The organism is Ensifer sp. PDNC004 (genome assembly GCF_016919405.1).
Taxonomy (GTDB): Bacteria; Pseudomonadota; Alphaproteobacteria; order Rhizobiales; family Rhizobiaceae; genus Ensifer.
Genome location: NZ_CP070353.1, coordinates 3,856,382 through 3,874,893, shown reverse-complemented (window position 1 = coordinate 3,874,893; position 18,512 = coordinate 3,856,382). Strand labels below are relative to the sequence as shown.

Here is an 18,512-nt window from a genome sequence, read left to right as displayed (position 1 = left end):
GCTCACCTGTATCCCGCTTCGCCGGCCTGGTGCAGCCGTGGACCGCGCTCGACGATCGGCTCCAACGCCTTTTCGACCGGTACGTTCGGCGCATCGTGGATCGCCGTGTAGCGGTTGTCGGCGTTGTAGGCCCACTTCACCGAATTGCGCAGCACCTTCTGCACATTGGCGTCGTGATAGGTCGGGTAGGTCTCGTGGCCCGGACGGAAATAGAAGATGTTGCCGGCGCCGCGACGCCAGGTGAGGCCCGAGCGGAACACTTCGCCGCCGGCAAACCACGAGATGAACACGGTTTCGAGCGGCTCCGGCACCGAGAATTGCTCGCCATACATCTCTTCGTTTTCAAGCACAAAGTTCTCGTCGATGCCTTCGGCGATCGGATGACGCGGATTGATCGCCCAGACGCGTTCACGCTCGCCGGCCTCGCGCCACTTCAGCGCGCAGGGCGTGCCCATCAGCCGCTTGAAGATCTTGGAGAAATGGCCGGAGTGGAGCACGATCAAGCCCATGCCTTCCCAGACCCGCTTGGCAACGCGCTCGACAATCTCGTCGCTGACGGCGCCGTGGTCCTTGTGGCCCCACCAAATAAGCACGTCGGTGTTGGCGAGACGCTCGACACTCAGCCCGTGTTCCGGCTCCTGCAGCGTCGCCGTCGTCGCCTCGATCGCGCCTTCGGTGTTGAGCGCCGCCGCAATCGTGTTGTGCATCCCGTTCGGATAGATGCTGCGGACGATCTCGTTGGTCTGTTCGTGAATATTCTCGCCCCAAACAACTGTTCTGATAGGCACGGTCATTCTCCTTGCGTGTTCGCCCGTTGCGGGCCTGTCGTCTTACGATAGATGGGGCCGCCGGGAATTGGCGACCCCGAAGCTTTGGGTGTCTTCAGCTTGATCGGGTCCTGGTCAGGCAGCCCCTTTCATGGGCACGCGGCCGAGAGCCTGCCCCGACGCATCGAAGCGGTGGATGTTGCCGCCGAGCGGCGAGATGTGAATTGTCTCGCCAGGCCGGTGGTGCGAGGTGCCGCCCTCCCGGACGATGACCGGTTCGCCGGCGCCGATATCGAGATAGATGTAGCTATCGGAGCCCAGCATTTCGGAATGCACCACCGTTCCTGTCCACCGGCCATCAGCCGCCTTGATCTCCAGATGCTCGGCCCGGATGCCGATCGTGTGGGCATCGTAGGGTGCTGCGAGCGCGCCGGAGAGAAAGTTCATCTTCGGCGAACCGATGAAGCCGGCGACGAAGACCGAGTTCGGGCTCTCGTAGAGTTCGAGCGGCGTGCCGATCTGTTCGACCAGCCCATCCCGCAGCACGCAAATGCGATCCGCCAATGTCATCGCTTCGACCTGGTCGTGGGTGACATAGATCATCGTCGTCTTGTGCATGCTGCGATGCAGCTTGGCGATCTCGATGCGGGTGGCAACGCGCAGCGCCGCATCGAGATTGGAGAGCGGCTCGTCGAAGAGAAAGACCTTGGGATCGCGCACGATCGCCCGGCCGATCGCCACGCGCTGGCGCTGGCCGCCCGAGAGCTGCCTGGGTAGCCGCTGCAGATAGGGCGTCAGCTGCAGCATCTCAGCCGCTGCCTCGACGCGCTTCTTGCACTGGTCCTTGTCCTTGCCGGCAAGCTGCATGCCGAAGGACATGTTCTCGAACACGGTCATGTGCGGGTAAAGCGCATAGGACTGGAACACCATCGCGATGCCGCGCTTCGACGGCGTCAGCTGGTTGACCACCTGCCCGTCGAAGGACAGCGTACCGGATGAGATGTCTTCGAGCCCGGCGATCAGCCGCAGCAGCGTGGACTTGCCGCAGCCGGAAGGCCCGACGAAGACCATGAACTCGCCGGCCCGGATGTCCATGCTGACGCCCTTGATCACCTCGAAGGCGCCGAAGGACTTGCGGATGTTGCGCAATTGAAGTTCTGCCATGGTTTTCCCCCTTATCCTTTGACGCCGCCGGCGGTGAGTCCGGAGATGATCCGCCGCTGGAAGATCAGCACCAGGACCACCAGAGGCACGGTGACGATGATCGATGCGGCCATGATGTTGCCCCACGGGATTTCGTACTGGCTGTTGCCCGAGAGCAGCGCGATCGCGACCGGCACGGTGCGCTGGCTGTCGGATGACGTGAAGGTCAGCGCGAACAGGAACTCGTTCCAGGCGGCGATGAAGGCGAGCAGCCCCGTCGTCACCAGCGCCGGCCACATCAGCGGCATGAACACGCGGGTGATGATCACCCACGGCGTGGCGCCATCGACGATCGCCGCTTCCTCGATCTCGATCGGCAGGTCACGCATGAAGGTGGTGAGCACCCAGACCGTGAAGGGCAGGGTGAAGATCATGTAGGAAAAGATCAGGGCCAACGGCGTGTTGAAGATCCCGACCGCTCGGATCAGTTCGAAGAGGCCCGCAAGCACCGCGATCTGCGGGAACATCGACACCGACAGGATCGTCAGAAGCAGCAGCGCGCGTCCACGAAACCGCACCCGCGCCAAGGCGTAAGCGGCGGTGACCGCAAGCAGCAGCGAGACGCAGACCACGATCGTTGCGACCATCAGCGAGTTGGCAAGGTTGCGCAGGAAGCCGCTGCTGGTGACGATGCCCGCATAGTTGTCAAAAGAGATCTCGGTCGGCCAGTAGTCGACCCGGAACAGCGCCGTTCCGGATTTGAAGCTCGTCAGCACCGCATAGTAGAACGGGAAGACGGCGATGATGATGATGGCGGCAACAAGGGCGTAGAACGCCGTGCGCTTGGCAAGGGTGGCAACCATCAGCGTTCTCCCTCCAGATTGACGCGGCCGAACCACATGTAGGCGACGGTGATCGCCGCGATGATCAGGAACAGCATCGTCGAGGCAGCGGCGCCATAGGCGAACTTGTCGAAGTCGAACAGGTTTTCGCGGGCCAGTACCGACATCGTCTTGGTCTGGGCGTTGTTGGGCGTCAGCACATAGATGAGATCGAAGATGCGCAGCGCATCGAGCATGCGGAAGATCACCGCAACCATCAGCGCCGGACGGATCAAGGGCAGCGTCAGCCGCCAGAATACCTTGAGCGGATGCACGCCATCGATTTTCGCCGCTTCGTAGATATCGGAAGGCACCATCTGCAGTCCGGCGAGAATGAGCAGCGCCATGAAGGGCGTCGTCTTCCAGACGTCGACGATCAAGACGGCGATCATCGCGGTCTCGGGATTGGCGGTCCAGGCGATCTTCTGGCTGATCAGGCCGAGGCCGAGCAGAAGATCGTTGAGGATGCCGAACTGGTCGTTGAGCATCCAGGCCCACATCTTGGCGGAGACGATCGTCGGGATCGCCCAGGGGATCAGGATCGCCGCGCGCACCAGTCCACGGCCCGGGAAGTTTGCGTTCAGCACCAGCGCAACGGCAAGACCGAGCACCGTCTCGATGGTGACCGAGAGCGCTGAAAACTTCAGCGTGTTCCAGACGGCGTTCCACCAGGCGGGATCGGCAAGCAGGCCGTTATAGACCGTGCGCCCGCTCTTCAGCGTGATCCAGGAAAGGTAATTCTTGAAGCCGACGAACTCGGCGCCTTCGAGATTGGTCAGCGACGCATTGGTGAAGCTGAAATAGACGGTGCGGATCAGCGGCCAGCCGGCGACGAGTGCCAGCACCAGAAGCGTTGGTGCGAGAAAGATCCAGGCCGAGCGGATGCGCTCGGCATTGAGGTCGGAGCGGATGCCCGCCTGCTGCCCGAAAGCGGAAGGCGGGTCTGCGACGGAAAGGTCGGTCATGTCTGTACTCACCTTTGCCATTCGGCGCGCGGCCGAGCGATTGGTCGGAGAGGAATGGCGGTGGCTCGGTGGAGCGAAGGGAGGCCTACAAGCACTCCCTTCGCCCCCGGGAGGATCACCAGTTGTCGCCCTTCATCTCGGTGAGTTCGACTTCGAGCAGTTCGAGATTTTCTGCGGCCGTACCGTTGCCGGAGAGCGAGTTGTGCACCGCGTTCCAGAACTTGGCGGAAACCTCGTTGTATTTGACCTTGGTAACGGCGGACGGGCGCGGCACCGCGCTTTCGAAGATCGGCTTCCAGGCCGGCATGAACGGCTGGGCCTTGGCGACATCCGCGTCGTCGTAGAGTGCTGCAACCGTCGGCAGGTTGGAAAGCTCGATTGCCCGGCGCTTCTGCACCTCGGCCGACGACAGGAACTTGGCGAGCGCAATCGCAGCTTCCTGGTCGTCGGAATATTTGGAGACGGCGACGTTCCAGCCGCCAAGCGTCGACGACGGCTGGTCGCCATCGGTGGCCGTCGGCAGCGGTGCGACGGCGAACTTGCCCTTCACCGCGCTGTCGTCGCCGTTGCCGAGTGCATAGGCATAGGGCCAGTTGCGCATGAAGACGGAGTTGCCGGTCTGCCAGACGCCGCGCGATTCCTCCTCCTGGTAGGCAAGCACGCCCTGCGGCGAGATCGTGCCGACCCATCCCTTGATGCGGTCGATCGCTGCAGCCGCCTTCTCGTTGTTGATCGAGATCGTGCCATCCGGCTCGACGATCTGGCCACCGCCCGACGATTTGACCCATTCGAGTGCATTGCAGGTCAGGCCTTCATAGGCATTGCCCTGGAAGACATAGCCCCAGAGATCGGCCTGGCCAGCGGCCCGCTCCTTCTCCTGGATTTCCTTGGCGGTCGCCGCCAGCTCGTCCCAGGTCTTCGGCGGCGTCTTGCCGTATTTTTCGAGCAGATCCTTGCGATAGAACAGTGCCGGCGCGTCGGTGAAAACCGGCAAGGCCACGAGGCGACCGTTCACCGTCTGCGAGGCGATGATCGACGGAAAGTGCTGTCCGACGACGTCCTTTGCAGCTTCCGTCAGATCGACGAACTGGTCGGCCAGTTGCGGCGCCCAGACGACATCGGTCTGGTAGACGTCGACATCCTTGTTTCCGGCGGCAAGCCACAGCCGGTACTGGCTGAACTGCTCGCTGCTCGATGGCGGCATGGTGACCAGGCTCACCTTATGCCCGGTCTGCTTCTCGAAAATGTCCAGCTGTTCGCGAATGAAATGGACGTTCTTGCCGGTCGTGTTGGCGGCGAGCGAAAGCTCGGCGGCGCCAGCCGTCCCGGCTACAACGATTGCGGCACAAAAACTCAGCACATTGAGCGTGGTTGTCATTGGGTCGACTCCTCCTGTTCCCCCTCCACCGCACGAAAGCTCCTCGGCAAATTCGAAAGCGGTTTGGATCAGAAAAAGTTGGCAGAAGATGGAAAAACTGTCAATCCACACACTTAGAAAAGTCATTCAAACGTGGACAAACCCTAAATATTCGTTATTTTTCATATAAATAGCGAAAGAAGACAAAATTCTTCTGTCTCTCACGGCACCCCGTAAAATCAAAGGGGATTCGCATTAATTGAAAACGCTTTGGTAAAACTGACATCCTTTGACGGCACCCGACGTCGCCGACAAACCGATTGTTACGGTCAGCGAAGGTGTATATTTCTGGGACCGGGCCAGGCTGAGGAAACGCATATCGAATGAAGCTGAGGGAGTTCGCACAACAACTGGGCCTTTCGCCGACAACGGTCAGCCGAGCGCTGAGCGGTTACCCCGAAGTCAGCGAAAAGACGCGCAAGCGCGTGGCCGAAGAGGCAACCCGCCTCGGCTATCGCCCGAACATCAACGCGGTGCGGCTCGCCACCGGCCGCGCTGGCGCGATCGGCGTCGTCATGGGCCGCTCCGGCGAGTTCCATTTCTCCGAATTCATGGGGGGCCTTGCCGAACGGCTCGGCACCGAGGATATCGACATTCTCGTCAGCCCGATGGACGACAAGAACCCCACGGGCGAAATCCAGCTCTATAGCCGGCTTGCCGTCAGCGGCCGCGTCGACGCCGTGATCGTGCACTCGCCCGAACCGAATGACGAGCGCATCGCCCTGCTCCACAAGCTCGGCATGCCCTTCCTGGTGCACGGCCGCTCCGATATCGACGTGCCGCACGCCTGGCTCGACATCGACAACGAGGGCGCGATCCGCCGCGCGACCTCGCACCTCATCGATCTCGGCCACCGCCGCATCGCCATGATCAACGGCCGGCAGGGCCGCACGTTCTCGCTTCACCGCGACAAGGGGTATCGCGACGCGCTTCAGGCGCGCGGCATACCCTTCGATCCGCGCCTCGTCGCCCATGGTAACTTCACCGACGAACTCGGTTTCCGCTTCGCGCGCTCGTTCCTGGAACAGACGCCCCGCCCGACCGCCTTCGTCGCCGGCTCGATGATGACGGCACTCGGCATCTACCGCGCGGCACGATCCATGGGCCTGGAGATCGGCCGCGAGGTCTCGGTCATCGCCCATGACGACGTCTTCCCTTACCTCACGGCGGACAACATGGTGCCGTCGCTTTCGGCGACGCGCTCTTCGATGCGCGCGGCCGGCGCCCGCTCGGCCGACCTCGTGCTGCAGCTTCTCTCAGGCCGGCCGACCGAAGAGGTTCACGAACTCTGGCCGGTCGAACTGATCCTCAGGGAATCGACTGCGCCCCCTCCGCCGGACAAATGACCTCCGGCGGCTGGCCACGTCAGTGGAAGGTCGACTTGGAAAAGAGGTTGAGGACAAGCACGCCGGCGATGATCAGGCCGAGACCGAGGATGGCCGCCAGATCGAGCTTCTGCCCGAAGGCGAAATAGCCGACGAGCGAAATCAGGACGATGCCAAGACCGCTCCAGACCGCGTAGGCGATGCCGACGGGGATGAAGCGCAGCGTGTAGGACAGGAAGAAGAAGGCGATCGCGTAGCAGACCACCATCATCACCGTCGGCCCCAGCCGCGTAAAGTGCTGCGCTGCCTGCATCGCCGAGGTGCCGAGCACCTCGAAAACGATCGCTGCAACCAGGACGGTATAGAGCATAGCGGGGTTCATCGGGGACTCCATTCCGGACCAGAGCAGTTCCAGGAAAAGTGCAAAGCGGTTTTCCGTCCGGAACTGCGTGATTTCAAAGACTTAGATCACTTCAGTGTTTCGATAAAACGATGAAGTGATCTATTGCGCCGAAAGCGCCTTGAGATTTTCAACAAGACCGATCCGTGCCTCGGCATCGAGATCGTGGCTCTGCATCAGATCCGCGAGCCACACACCGTCGCAGGCAAAGCGCGCAAGAACGCAGCTGACCGAGCCGTCCGTTTCCGCAAACTCCGCCGATCGCCGGCTGACCCAGTCGCGCCAGCGGCTCTTCAGATGCGGCTCGGCAATCAGCGCGATCGTCAGCATGCGCCAACCCGGCACCTCGGTCGCGGGATCGAGCGCGAAGCAGACGTCGATGTAGGCGCGGGTAAAGCGCCCCTTCTCTGCCGGGTCGCGCGCCATCGCCGCCTCGATCTCACGATCGAACCGCGTCACCAGATCGTCGAACAGCCCGTCGAGAAGCGCGAGCTTGTTCGGAAAGTGGTGCAGCAGCCCGCCCTTGCTGACCCCGGCCGCCTGCGACACGGCGTCGAGCGTGATGCCGGCCACCCCCTGCTCGTGCGAAAGGCGTGCGGCAACCTCCAGCAATTGCTGACGCACCTGTTCCGGCTGTTTCTTGCGGCGATGAGCTTCGGTCATATCCGCATAAAGATACCGTCTGGACGGTTTGTCAAGAGAAGCGATGTTCGACCGCGATGAAACGCCGCAAATCCGCGGCCTGAAAATCGTTGTTCGCCCGGTCGCCGCGCGCTAGGACCGACAGAACGAAGGACGCAGACCATGGCGGAACCGGAAACCACGACCCTCTATGAAGCCATCGGCGGCGACCCGACGGTTCGCGCGCTGACGCGCCGCTTCTACGAGCTGATGGACACGCTGCCGGAAGCGGCGCGCTGCCGCGCCGTGCATCCGCCCGACCTCTCCGGCAGCGAAGAGAAGTTCTACGAGTACCTGACCGGCTGGCTCGGCGGACCGCCGATCTACGTCGAAAAGCGTGGCCATCCGATGCTGCGCCGCCGCCATTTCGTCGCCGAGATCGGGCCGCAAGAGCGGGACGAGTGGCTGCTCTGCTTCACCCGGGCGCTTGAGGAAACCATCGAGCATCCAAAACTCAGGCAGATCATCCTCGACCCGATCACCCGTCTCGCCCTTCACATGCAAAACAAGGAATGACCATGTCGCACAGCGGATTTCGCGCAACGACGCTATTTGTTGCCGGCTTGATGGGCCTGACCGGCGTTGTCAGCGCGGCCGCCGCTTCGCATGGCGACGACCCGCGGCTGCTTGCCGGCATTTCGGCGATGTGCCTCGCCCACGCCCCGGCATTGGTGGCGCTTTACGCAGCCTGGCCACACTTTCGAACGGCAGCCGTTGCCGCACTCCTGATCGCGGCCGGCACGGCGCTGTTCTCCGCCGACCTTGCCATGCGCCATGTTGCGGGCCACGGCCTCTTCCCGATGTCCGCTCCGCTTGGCGGCACGACGATCATGGCAGGCTGGCTCGCCGTTTCGCTCGGCGCCTTCCTGCCGAAAAAAACGGCCTGACACAAAAACAATTCGCCTGCCGGAGAGATCCATCCGGGAGGCGAATGACACGCGAAATCAGGATCATATCTCCGCGCTAGCGCGCGGATCAGGCGCCTTCGACGGACGAAAAACCCTCGAACTTCGGCGGACCGAGATACATCGCCTTGTTCTCACCGGCATTCTTGTGCGCCGCGCGGAAGTTGTCCGACTTCGTCCAGGCGGAAAACGAATCCCTGTCCTTCCAGACCGAGTTCGAGACGAAGAGCGTGTAGCCCTCCTCCGGCACGCTGTCGCCGCGCAAGAGGTGGAAGGAAACGAAACCGGGCATTTCCGAAAGGCTGGAATCCCGCCCCTTCCACACTGCCTCAAAAGCCTCTTCATGGCCGATGGCGATACGGAAACGGTTCATGGCAACAAACATCGTGGTCTCCTCGGCCCTTTCACCGGAACGGTGAAAGGATCTCAATCTTTGAACGGACGCACCCCGGACGGAAAACCGCTTCGCACTTTTCCTGGAATTGCTTCCTAGCTTACGCAATCCCGAACGGAAAACCGCTTCGCACTTTTCCTGGAATTGCTTCCTAGCTTACGCAACTCCGGACGGAAAACCGCTTCGCACTTTTCCTGGAATTGCTTTTAGGCACTTTCCTTCTTGCGGGCGGCGTCGTTGGCGGCCCGGGGAAAGGCGAGGATAGCTCCTTCCTTCGGCTCCGCAAGCCCGAGCGGGTCGCGCACCGGCGGGCGGGCCTGCCAGGTGGGGAACTCCGCGACGTTGGCATTCTCTTCCACCATGCGCGCCCGTCGCGTCAGGATCTCGTAGAGTTCAGGCACCAGGCCGTCGCCCTGCTGGGCGGCCAGCTTGTGCAAGCCGATCATCATCGCGAGGTCGGGACGTTCTTCGTTCATTGCAAATTCTCGTCTGGTCTTGGGAGGATTACCGCTCGTTGCGGCTGGTGGTCAGGTCCTGAAGCGCGCGCTCCAGGCTCGACTTCGAGCCGTTACGCAGCGGCACGAAGGCCTTGCCCCACTTCTTGCAGCCGGTCTTCACGCGAAGACATGCGTCGTGGCTGATGCAGTCGATCGGGCAGAAGACACAGTCGACGGACGGCAACACGCGGTCGATGCGCGATACGGCCTCGCGCAGGCCGCCATCGTGGTGCAGCAGTTCGGCGCCGAAGGAGCTGGCGATTTCGCGCAAGTGCGCCACCTGGCAATCACGGCCGCCGACATAGAGGAAGCTGCGCCCTTCGAGCGTCGCCTTGCCGGCCTCCTGGCGGGGCTCGACCGGTTCCGAACCGGAGCGACCCTTGCCGTTCTTCGCCGCATTCTGGTGACGCTTGCCGCGCATGCAATCTTCTCCGCCTTGTCGCGCGACGGGGCCCTCGTCAGGCAGCCGGTCGCATCGGGAAATCCTCTCGACACACACCTTTCGGCTGCGTGACGAGGGCAACCTATTAAACTTGATAAACAGAGTAAAGTATAAACATGAGTTTTCTAATCATATTTTTTCTTACAGCTTCTGCGCGAATTCTGCCACAAGGGGAGAAGATCAGCGGACGCTTGCAACCATCGGCACGATGAAGGATTTGGAGCTTGGCGATCCGGCCGGAAACGCCGGGAATGGCGCAGCACGGCGGACCGCATCGATGGCAGCCTCATCGATCGCCGACGAGCCGGAACTGCTCGCGAGGCTGACGCCCGTCAGGTTTCCATTCGACGTCAGCGTGAAGCGAACGGTCGCCGTGCCGGATACACCGTCGCGTCGTGCGGCGGCCGGAACCTTGAACCGGCGCGTGATCCGCTTGCGGATCTTGCCGCCGTAATTCTCCATGTTGGCGTTGCCGACCTCGGACGCGCGGCTGTTGCCATTTGCTGCGGACGAACTGCCGTTCTCCTGGCCGTCCTGCTTGCCCTTGACCTGGTTCTGCGCCTGCTCCCCCTGGTCGCCCGCTTTCTTGCGGGTCACCTTCTTCTTTTTCACCGGCTCCTTCTTCGGCTCCGGTTTTTCGACCTTTTCCTTCTGCGGCTCCTCGGGCTTTTCTTCCGGCACGACGGTCTCGACCGGCGCGACGCTCGCCGTCACCACCGCCTCGGCAACCTGCAGGGTAGGCATTTCCTCGGCCGGCAGGATCACGTCCGCCTCGGTCGCCGTCAGATCGTGGGGCTGCTCCGCGGCGATCTCCTGCGTGGGGGCGACATCCTCGACCGGCTGGATCTCGGCGGGCTGAACCTCCTCGGGCAGATCTTCCGTGGGCTCGACGACATCGGACACTTCGCCCGATTGCAGCGTTTCCTCGAAAGCATCGCCAAGGAGCGCCACTTCGACGCTTTCGCCGCCCTGGATCAGATCCAGTTGCGTCTCGGGCGGGTTGCCACCAAACAGCGTCGCGAGCACGACGCCATGTGTTGCAAGCGATAAGACGGCGGCCCCGGTCCAGATGACGATACGCTTCATTTCAGCCTTACCTTCGTCGCACTAGGGCGACGCAAACCTCATGCTCGGATTGCCGGACGCGCTCAGCCCCGTCCCGCTCACCCCTTGAGTTCGACCGCCGACTTGGAGCCGGTCTTGATACCGCTCATGCACGCGCCCGGCTGAACGCCGTCGCCGACACAGGCCGGCGCATCGTTGATCAGCAGGCTCTTCACCGCATCACAATTGGTGCCGGGCAGATCGAACTGGCGAACCTTTGTCTTGCCGGCGGGAAGATCGCGGAAATCGAGCACGGCCATGCGCTCGACCAGCCCCTTCTGATCGAAGATCACAAACTCGAAGGAAACCTTGCTCAACGACTGCGCAAATTCGTTGCCGGCAACGAAGGTGAGCTTGCAACCCTTTTGCGACGGCGCCACCTCGTTGAGCTCGATCGTCAGCCCGCCTGCCGCTGCGGTCTCCTGCGCCTTGGCGGCGGTTGCGGCAACGAGAGCCGCAAGAGCAACGGAAACAATCGGAAGGCTGGAAAACTTCATGACGACACCACTCCAAAGGATCGAGCACACCACCGAACGCCGGCCGCACGCCCTTGTCCACAAGCCGGCAGCAACTAACTTGAGTTTATAAGTCCGGTATTGCGTCCATAAATAAATATGAGTAATGAAGTCAAGATAGTAATCGAATTGCACGGCGGGAAATGCGGGGAAATCAGCGCGGCCTGCCCACTCGAAACGGCCGAAACACAGTGACCAACGACAACAATCTCGCACGCCCCTCGGAGCTTCCGGTGCCGACCGGACGGGCGCAAAGGATCATCGAAAGTCGCGAGCTCTTCGGCACGGAAAACGAGATCCTCATTTCCCACGACGGCGCGATCTACCGCATGAAGATCACCCGTCAAGGCAAGCTGATCCTGAACAAATAGGCAGATGAAAATGACCGAGAGCCTTCGCCCCACTCCTTCCGAAATCCGCGCGTACCGCGCCGAAAACCCGAAGATGCGCGAGCGTGACATCGCAGCCCAGCTCGGCGTTTCCGAAGCCGCGCTGGTTGCTGCCGAATGTGGGCTGACGGCCGTGCGCATCGATGCCGACGCCAACCGCTTCCTGTCGCGCGTCGAGGAACTCGGCGAAGTCATGGCGCTGACCCGCAACGAGAGCGCCGTTCACGAAAAGATCGGCGTCTACGAGAAGATCACCACCGGCGAGATGGCGAGCATCGTGCTTGGCGAGCAGATCGACCTTCGCGTTTTCCCGAGCGCCTGGGCACACGCCTTCGCCGTGACGAAGAAGGACGACAAGGGCGAAGTCCGCAAGAGCCTGCAGTTCTTCGACAAGTGGGGCAACGCCGTGCACAAGGTGCACCTGCGCGCCGCATCGAACGACGCGGCCTATGAAAAGATCGTCGCGGATTTCCGCCTCGACGACCAGACGCAGGAGTTTGTCGCCGACACCAGCGTTCAGCCGAGCGACGACAAGCCGGAAACCGTCGTCGACGTCGTCGAATTGCGTGACCGCTGGACGAAGATGACGGACACCCACCAGTTCCACGGCATTCTGCGCAAGCTGAAGATCGGTCGCCGCCAGGCGCTGAGCAACATCGGCGACGATTTCGCCTGGCAGCTCGATCCGCAGAGCGTCGAAGCGATGATGCAGGCGAGCGCCGAAGTCGAACTGCCGATCATGTGCTTTGTCGGCAACCGCGGCATGATCCAGATCCATTCCGGCCCGATCGCCAAGATCGCGACCATGGGCCCCTGGCTCAACATCATGGATCCGACCTTCCACCTGCACCTGCGCACCGACCACATCGCCGAGCTTTGGGCCGTGCGCAAGCCGACGGCCGACGGCCATGTCACCTCGATCGAGGCGCTCGACGCCAAGGGCGAGATGATCATCCAGTTCTTCGGCAAGCGCAAAGAGGGCCTGGCGGAGCGTCCGGAATGGCGCTCGATCGCCGAGGGCCTGCCGCGCCTCGATACGACGGTCGCCGCCTGAGCGAGAGAATAGGATACGCAAGATGATCAACGGTCTCGACTTCCGTCGCCTTCGCCGCTCGGGCCTGGCGCTCGGCGCCTTCGCCCTTTCGGCGACATTCCTGCTGCCGGCGGTGGCACCCGATGCCCCCGCCTTCATCCGGGCGGCCATGGCCGAGGACGCGCCGAAGGCCGACGTCTCGCGCGTCGTTTCGGTCGGCGGCGCCGTCACCGAGATCATCTATGCGCTCGGCGAAGAAGGCCGTCTCGTCGGGCGTGATTCCACCAGCACCTATCCGGAAGCGGCAAAGTCGCTTCCGGACGTCGGCTATATGCGCCAGCTCGCGCCCGAAGGCATCATCGCCGTCAACCCGAGCGCCATCGTCGCCGTCGAAGGTAGCGGCCCGCCGGAGGCGCTGGCCGTGCTGAAGGAGGCCAACATTGCCTTCACCAGCGTGCCCGAGACCTTCGACAAGGCCGGCATTCCCGCCAAGATCCGCGCCGTTGGCGCCTTCCTCGGCGTCGAGGACAAGGCCGAAACGCTCGCCAAGAGCGTCGAAGCCGATCTCGATGCGGCCGTGGCCGAGGGCTCCGCACGTGCAGACAGCGAGCGCAAGCGCGTGCTCTTCATCCTGAGCACCCAGGGCGGCAAAGTCATGGCCTCCGGTCAGGGTACCGCCGCCAACGGCATCATCGAACTTGCCGGCGCGGTGAACGCCGTCGGCACCTTCCCCGGCTACAAGGCGCTCACCGACGAAGCAATCGTCGAAGCCAAGCCCGACGTCATCCTGATGATGGATCGCGGTGGCGAACACTCCGCCAAGGCGGAAGAGCTCTTCGCCATACCGGCATTGAGCCTGACCCCTGCGGCCAAGAACAAGGCGCTCGTGCGCATGGACGGCCTGCACCTGCTCGGCTTCGGCCCGCGCACGGCAAGCGCCGTTCGCGAACTGAATGCCGCCATCTACGGGAAGAAGGCCAATGCCTCGCAGTGAGGCATTGGACCGCGGCATGCGCCTGACCGGATTGGCCGCCGATATCCGCGACGAATGGCGTGCGGGCAATCGCTCGCGGCTCGCCCGGCTTCTCGTCGTCGCCCTCGCGGTAGTCGCCATCGCCACCTTCGTCGGCTCGATCATGACCGGTGCGGCCGACGCGTCGCTCGCCAATGTCTGGCGCTGGCTGATCGGCGAAGCCGATCAGGCCTTGAGCATCCGCGACCGCATCATCATTCTCGATATCCGGCTGCCGCGCGCCGTGCTCGGCATGCTCGTCGGTGCGTCGCTTGCGGTTTCCGGCGTGGTCATGCAGGGACTGTTCCGCAACCCCTTGGCCGATCCCGGCCTCGTCGGCGTTTCCTCGGGCGCAAGCCTTGGCGCCGTGCTGCTTATCGTGCTTGGCACCGCCACCTTCGGGCCGCTGTTTGCCCTGTTCGGCTTCTACGCGCTGCCCGTGGCTGCCTTCTTCGGTGGCCTCGTCACGACGCTTCTGCTCTACCGCATAGCCACGCGTGGCGGACAGACCTCGATCGCCACCCTGCTTCTGGCCGGCATCGCGCTTGGCGCGCTGACTGGCGCCGTCACCGGCGTGCTGGTGTTCATGGCAGACGACAAGCAGTTGCGCGACCTCACCTTCTGGGGCCTCGGGTCGCTTGCCGGTGCCAACTGGACGAAGATCCTGGCATCGGCGCCGATCATCCTGCTTTCGCTCGCCGTCACGCCGTTTCTTGCCCGCGGCCTCAACGCGATCACGCTTGGCGAGGCAGCCGCCTTCCACATGGGCATTCCCGTCCAGCGGCTGAAGAACGTCGCGATCGTCAGTGTTGCTGCGGCGACCGGCGCGTCGGTTGCCGTCAGCGGCGGCATTGGCTTCGTCGGCATCGTCGTGCCGCATCTGCTGCGCCTCGTCATCGGTCCCGATCACCGCTACCTCCTGCCAGCCTCGGCTCTGCTCGGCGGCACGCTTCTGATCCTCGCCGACATGATCGCGCGCACCATCGTTTCCCCGGCGGAGTTGCCGATCGGCATCGTCACCGCCTTTATCGGCGCACCGTTCTTCCTCTGGATCCTGCTGCGCGGCCGTTCGAACATGGGATTGTGAGCAAAGCCATGATCAACGTTTCCAATCTCTCCGTCCGCCTCGGCGGGCGACCGGTCCTCCACGGCGTTTCGCTTGACGCACGACCTGGCGCGCTGACGGCGATCGTCGGCCCGAACGGCTGCGGCAAGACCACGACGCTGAAGGCCATTTCCGGAGAGCTTGCGCCAGCGGGCGGGACGATCCGCATCAACGGCCGTGACCTGCGCGGCCTAAAACCTTGGGAGCTCGCGTCGATGCGTGGCGTGCTACCGCAATCGACCGTCATCTCCTTCCCGTTCACGGTGCGCGAAGTCGTCCGGCTCGGACTTGCCGCAGGCGCAAACGCCGACGCGGCGCTGCACGACCGGATCGCTGCGGAAGCGCTCGAAGCGGTCGATCTCGGTGGTTTTGCCGGGCGCTTCTACCAGGAACTGTCCGGTGGCGAGCAACAGCGCGTGCAGCTTGCCCGCGTGCTTTGCCAGATTTCCGAACCCGTTGCAGATGACGAGCCGCGTTATCTCTTGCTCGACGAGCCCGTTTCCAGCCTCGATATCCGCCACCAGCTCGGCATCATGCAGCTCGCACGCAACTTTTGCGAACGCGGCGGCGGTGTGGTCGCCGTCATGCACGACCTCAATCTCACCGCCATGTTCGCCGACCATATGGTGATGATGAAGGCCGGCAAGGTCCGCGCCAGCGGCGCGCCTGCCGAGGTGCTGACGGACGAGACGATGGAAGCGGTCTTCGGCTGCCGCATGCGGGTGGGCGTGGCGCCGCCCGCACCCGTGCCTTTCGTGCTGCCGCAGACCGCATCGCTCTGACGCAAGCGCACGCCCGGATTCTTCCGAGAGCCAACACCAAGATTTATCGAAACAATTTCCGCACTTGCGCGTTGTCTTCCCGAAGCGCCGGCGCAGGCCTGCAATTGTGCCCGCCGGTTTGATCAGGAAGCGCCGACCGTTCGCGGCCGGCGCATGTGTGAAAGGGAGTATTCGTCATGGCGTCAGGCCTCTTCTCCGGTTCGAGCTCGCGTTCGACAAAAAGCAACGGCAAGCTCGCCGACATCTCCATCGAGGAACAACTGGGCGAACTGCGCAATGATGTGGCGACCCTCGTCGCCCTCTTGGCCGATCGCGGATCGAGCGCTTCCCAGCAGGCCCGCAGCAAGGCGCAGGACGCCCGCGAGCAGGCCGAAGCCGGTCTCAGCGAACTGTTGGCAAGCGGTGAAGATCTGCTGGCCGAGCTTCGCGATCGCTACGCCGGCACCGAAAAGCAGGTTCGGCACGCTGTGCGCGAACATCCCGTTGCAACCCTCGGCGCCGCCGCCCTGATCGGTCTGGCGATCGCCGCGCTTCTTCGTCGTTGACGACGATGCGAGCCGTTAAGGCGGATGGGTTGCACCCATCCGCTAAGATCGAGGGGAAGATGACCGGGGGCAATTCATGGGACCATTGACGGCAGCCCTGACCGCGCTGATGAGCGCCGATATCGGCGCGGCCACTGCGCGCGTGAAACGCAACGCGATCCTGTGGGGCATCATGGGATTGCTGCTTGGCACGGCCTATGTCTTCGGCCTCGCGGCCACATTCCTGTATCTCAGCGAAGTGTACAGTCCGGTCACTGCCTCCGTCGCGATCGCGATCGCGTTTTTCGTGACCGCGCTGGTGCTGTTCGGCATCATGGCGATGCTGCAAGGTCGCGACCGCCGCCTGGCCGAAGAACGTCGCCGCCGCAGACAAGTGCAAACCAACCTGACACTGCTTGCCGCCGCGGGCATCCTGCGCAAACAGCCGCTGCTGGCTGTCGCTACGGCTCTTGCGATCGGGGCACTGGTCGGAACCGGCAAACGGCGCGAGCGGCGACGCGACGACTGACGATCAAGCACGGGCTTCCCAGCCCGTTGCGAACTTTCCCCGCTCCGAAGACCGCTGGTGTCTGGCCCGAGAACCTTGCGCGCTTGCGTCAATCCCGGTTGCGATCAACGCGTTAAAGCGGCAGGCGGATAAGCGCGGTAACGCCGGCTGGCAGATACTCCACCTTGACCGAGCTGCCCAAGACCTTGTCGAGGCTGCGCTCGATCAGGATCGAGCCGAAGCCGCGCCGCTTCGGCTCGCGCACCGGCGGCCCGCCGACTTCGGTCCAGGTGAGATGCAGAACGCTGTCGCCATCCTCGATCATGTTGCGTGCCGTCAGAACCACCTTCCCCTTCGGCACCGAAAGCGACCCGTATTTGACGGCATTGGTGGCAAGCTCGTGCAGAACCAGGCCGAGGCCGACCGCCTGGTCAGGCCCGAGCGATATCTCGTCCTTGTGGATCTCGATCTGCTCGGCATAGCAATTGACATGCGGCAGCAGCTGCTTGGCGATGAGGTCGGCAAGCCGGATCGTGCCCCATTCGTGATCGGAAAGCAGCCCGTGTGCTTCGGAGATCGCCTGCAAACGGCCGGCAAAGGCGGTCATGAATTCCGCCGGATCGCTCGTCTGGCGCAATGTCTGGCGGGCAAGCGACTGCAGCATCGCGAGCGTGTTTTTGACCCGATGATTGAGCTCCTTCAGCAACAGCCGGGTGCGCTGTACCGACGCCTGCTGGTCGGTGACATCGATCGTGACGCCGATGAACGTCAACGGATTGCCCTTGCTGTCGCGATCGTGCACCCGGCCGCGCCCGAGCAGCCAGCGGCCGGTGTCGCCGACGCGGAACATGCCGTCGTACTCGTCATCGGCCTTCATCGCCTGGCGCAGCTTTGAAAAGGTTGCGCCGCGATCGTCGATATGGATCGCACCGAAGATTTCGCGAGCGCCGACGAAACTGTCGGCCGGCAGGCCGAACATGCGTTTCATCGCGCTGTTGCCGGCAATGGCCCCGGAGCGGATATCCCACAACCAGCTGCCGATGTTCGCCGCTTCGAGCGCCATGGCGTGGCGCTGCTCCTCGCGTGACAGCGCCGCCTCTTTCAGCGCGCGCCGGCGCGCTTCGTCCTTGATCTTGAAGAGGGAAGCGGCCAGCCCGGCGAGCCGGCTCAGCTGGTCCATCAGCGCCTGCGGCACGTCGGCGCGCGGCTTGTCGTCGAGAACGCAGACCGTGCCGACGGCCTGCCCGTCGAGCATGATCGGCGCGCCGGCATAAAATCGCAGGAACGGCGGCCCTACGACCCGCGAACGTCGCATGAACCGCGGATCAGTCGACGCGTCGAGCACGACGAGACTGGCGTCGGCTTCGGCCGCCACCTGCACGCAAAAGGACTCCTCCGACGACGCCCGGCTCTCCGTGGTTCCGACGGCCGCTTTGAACCACTGCCATTCGCGGTCGATCAAGGTCACCAGCGCAATCGGCGCGTCGAAGAGACTGGCCGCAATTTCAACGATGCCGTCGAAGTCCCGATCCGGCACCGCCATGTCGGGCACGGTCGCGTGCAAGACGCTCAGACGTTCAGGTGCGTCGAGCAGCGTCATGACGGGCGGGTCTGTCCTTTCAGTCCTCATGCGCATTCGGTCTCAATTCCCAATCTGAGCGGCTTGGGGAGCCCTTGCAGGCTGCACCCGCATCTCGCTCGGTTCTGGGCATATCGACCCAAA

General features: G+C 63.1%; 23 protein-coding genes. 10 read left to right on the top strand and 13 right to left on the bottom strand.

Annotated features, from left to right (window positions below; genetic code table 11):
• Positions 1 to 2: 2 nt before the first annotated feature.
• The 5 genes from JVX98_RS26930 to JVX98_RS26910 form a co-directional block, all read right to left on the bottom strand.
• Positions 3 to 794, bottom strand: a complete 792-nt coding sequence (locus JVX98_RS26930; RefSeq protein ID WP_192447027.1) for a ThuA domain-containing protein — start codon at positions 792 to 794, stop codon at positions 3 to 5.
• Positions 795 to 902: 108 nt separating this feature from the next.
• The gene (locus JVX98_RS26925; RefSeq protein WP_205238038.1) at positions 903 to 1,931 is read right to left on the bottom strand and encodes an ABC transporter ATP-binding protein; all 1,029 of its coding nucleotides are present in this window, start codon (positions 1,929 to 1,931) and stop codon (positions 903 to 905) included.
• An 11-nt stretch (positions 1,932 to 1,942) separates the two neighbouring features.
• Complete coding sequence (locus tag JVX98_RS26920; protein WP_205238037.1) at positions 1,943 to 2,773, bottom strand: carbohydrate ABC transporter permease; 831 nt, start codon at positions 2,771 to 2,773, stop codon at positions 1,943 to 1,945.
• The gene (locus JVX98_RS26915; RefSeq protein WP_205238036.1) at positions 2,773 to 3,756 is read right to left on the bottom strand and encodes a carbohydrate ABC transporter permease; all 984 of its coding nucleotides are present in this window, start codon (positions 3,754 to 3,756) and stop codon (positions 2,773 to 2,775) included. The genes JVX98_RS26920 and JVX98_RS26915 overlap by 1 nt, the downstream gene beginning before the upstream one ends.
• Before the next feature lie 115 nt (positions 3,757 to 3,871).
• The gene (locus JVX98_RS26910; protein ID WP_043611732.1) at positions 3,872 to 5,134 is read right to left on the bottom strand and encodes an ABC transporter substrate-binding protein; all 1,263 of its coding nucleotides are present in this window, start codon (positions 5,132 to 5,134) and stop codon (positions 3,872 to 3,874) included.
• A gap of 362 nt (positions 5,135 to 5,496) precedes the next feature.
• On the opposite strand from JVX98_RS26910, the gene JVX98_RS26905 reads away from it, so the two are divergent.
• Positions 5,497 to 6,519, top strand: coding sequence for a substrate-binding domain-containing protein (locus tag JVX98_RS26905; protein ID WP_043611733.1), 1,023 nt, complete (start codon positions 5,497 to 5,499; stop codon positions 6,517 to 6,519).
• Between the two features lie 19 nt (positions 6,520 to 6,538).
• On the opposite strand, the gene JVX98_RS26900 is transcribed toward JVX98_RS26905, so the two are convergent.
• Together JVX98_RS26900 and JVX98_RS26895 are read right to left on the bottom strand one after the other, a co-directional pair.
• Positions 6,539 to 6,880 (bottom strand): SMR family transporter, encoded by a 342-nt coding sequence (locus tag JVX98_RS26900; RefSeq protein WP_192447032.1) that lies wholly within the window; start codon positions 6,878 to 6,880, stop codon positions 6,539 to 6,541.
• Between the two features lie 120 nt (positions 6,881 to 7,000).
• Positions 7,001 to 7,561 (bottom strand): TetR/AcrR family transcriptional regulator, encoded by a 561-nt coding sequence (locus JVX98_RS26895; RefSeq protein WP_205238035.1) that lies wholly within the window; start codon positions 7,559 to 7,561, stop codon positions 7,001 to 7,003.
• 141 nt (positions 7,562 to 7,702) lie between these two features.
• Between JVX98_RS26895 and JVX98_RS26890 the strand changes: the two genes are divergently transcribed.
• Together JVX98_RS26890 and JVX98_RS26885 are read left to right on the top strand one after the other, a co-directional pair.
• Positions 7,703 to 8,095 (top strand): globin, encoded by a 393-nt coding sequence (locus tag JVX98_RS26890; RefSeq protein ID WP_192447034.1) that lies wholly within the window; start codon positions 7,703 to 7,705, stop codon positions 8,093 to 8,095.
• A gap of 2 nt (positions 8,096 to 8,097) precedes the next feature.
• Positions 8,098 to 8,466, top strand: coding sequence for a DUF423 domain-containing protein (locus tag JVX98_RS26885; protein ID WP_034794246.1), 369 nt, complete (start codon positions 8,098 to 8,100; stop codon positions 8,464 to 8,466).
• 88 nt (positions 8,467 to 8,554) lie between these two features.
• Here the strand turns inward: JVX98_RS26885 and JVX98_RS26880 are convergent, their stop codons facing one another.
• The 5 genes from JVX98_RS26880 to JVX98_RS26860 all read right to left on the bottom strand — a co-directional run bounded on the left by JVX98_RS26880 (position 8,555) and on the right by JVX98_RS26860 (position 11,418).
• Positions 8,555 to 8,869, bottom strand: coding sequence for an antibiotic biosynthesis monooxygenase (locus JVX98_RS26880; RefSeq protein ID WP_205238034.1), 315 nt, complete (start codon positions 8,867 to 8,869; stop codon positions 8,555 to 8,557).
• A 215-nt stretch (positions 8,870 to 9,084) separates the two neighbouring features.
• Entirely contained in the window at positions 9,085 to 9,354 is a 270-nt protein-coding gene (locus tag JVX98_RS26875) for a hypothetical protein (protein WP_205238033.1), read from the bottom strand.
• Between the two features lie 28 nt (positions 9,355 to 9,382).
• On the bottom strand, positions 9,383 to 9,796 hold the full coding sequence (locus tag JVX98_RS26870) for a DUF2325 domain-containing protein (protein WP_043620688.1): 414 nt from the start codon (positions 9,794 to 9,796) through the stop codon (positions 9,383 to 9,385).
• A 201-nt stretch (positions 9,797 to 9,997) separates the two neighbouring features.
• The gene (locus JVX98_RS26865; RefSeq protein ID WP_205238032.1) at positions 9,998 to 10,903 is read right to left on the bottom strand and encodes an energy transducer TonB; all 906 of its coding nucleotides are present in this window, start codon (positions 10,901 to 10,903) and stop codon (positions 9,998 to 10,000) included.
• Between the two features lie 77 nt (positions 10,904 to 10,980).
• Positions 10,981 to 11,418, bottom strand: coding sequence for a hypothetical protein (locus tag JVX98_RS26860; protein WP_205239533.1), 438 nt, complete (start codon positions 11,416 to 11,418; stop codon positions 10,981 to 10,983).
• 209 nt (positions 11,419 to 11,627) lie between these two features.
• Here JVX98_RS26860 and hemP point away from each other — a divergent pair, with 209 nt between their 5' ends.
• From hemP to JVX98_RS26825, 7 genes are all read left to right on the top strand, one after another.
• Positions 11,628 to 11,807, top strand: coding sequence for a hemin uptake protein HemP (hemP, locus tag JVX98_RS26855; protein WP_246764956.1), 180 nt, complete (start codon positions 11,628 to 11,630; stop codon positions 11,805 to 11,807).
• 10 nt (positions 11,808 to 11,817) lie between these two features.
• Complete coding sequence (locus tag JVX98_RS26850; RefSeq protein ID WP_205238030.1) at positions 11,818 to 12,879, top strand: hemin-degrading factor; 1,062 nt, start codon at positions 11,818 to 11,820, stop codon at positions 12,877 to 12,879.
• Positions 12,880 to 12,901: 22 nt separating this feature from the next.
• Positions 12,902 to 13,852: a hemin ABC transporter substrate-binding protein gene (locus tag JVX98_RS26845; protein ID WP_205238029.1), complete on the top strand. Its 951-nt coding sequence runs from the start codon at positions 12,902 to 12,904 to the stop codon at positions 13,850 to 13,852.
• Positions 13,839 to 14,957: an iron ABC transporter permease gene (locus tag JVX98_RS26840; RefSeq protein WP_192447041.1), complete on the top strand. Its 1,119-nt coding sequence runs from the start codon at positions 13,839 to 13,841 to the stop codon at positions 14,955 to 14,957. Before JVX98_RS26845 ends, JVX98_RS26840 begins: the two co-directional genes overlap by 14 nt.
• Before the next feature lie 8 nt (positions 14,958 to 14,965).
• Positions 14,966 to 15,757, top strand: a complete 792-nt coding sequence (locus tag JVX98_RS26835) for a heme ABC transporter ATP-binding protein (protein WP_205238028.1) — start codon at positions 14,966 to 14,968, stop codon at positions 15,755 to 15,757.
• Positions 15,758 to 15,933: 176 nt separating this feature from the next.
• Complete coding sequence (locus tag JVX98_RS26830; protein WP_192447043.1) at positions 15,934 to 16,302, top strand: DUF883 family protein; 369 nt, start codon at positions 15,934 to 15,936, stop codon at positions 16,300 to 16,302.
• 76 nt (positions 16,303 to 16,378) lie between these two features.
• Positions 16,379 to 16,810, top strand: a complete 432-nt coding sequence (locus JVX98_RS26825) for a hypothetical protein (protein WP_205238027.1) — start codon at positions 16,379 to 16,381, stop codon at positions 16,808 to 16,810.
• Between the two features lie 112 nt (positions 16,811 to 16,922).
• Here the strand turns inward: JVX98_RS26825 and JVX98_RS26820 are convergent, their stop codons facing one another.
• The gene (locus JVX98_RS26820) at positions 16,923 to 18,425 is read right to left on the bottom strand and encodes a sensor histidine kinase (RefSeq protein WP_205238026.1); all 1,503 of its coding nucleotides are present in this window, start codon (positions 18,423 to 18,425) and stop codon (positions 16,923 to 16,925) included.
• Positions 18,426 to 18,512 lie beyond the last annotated feature (87 nt).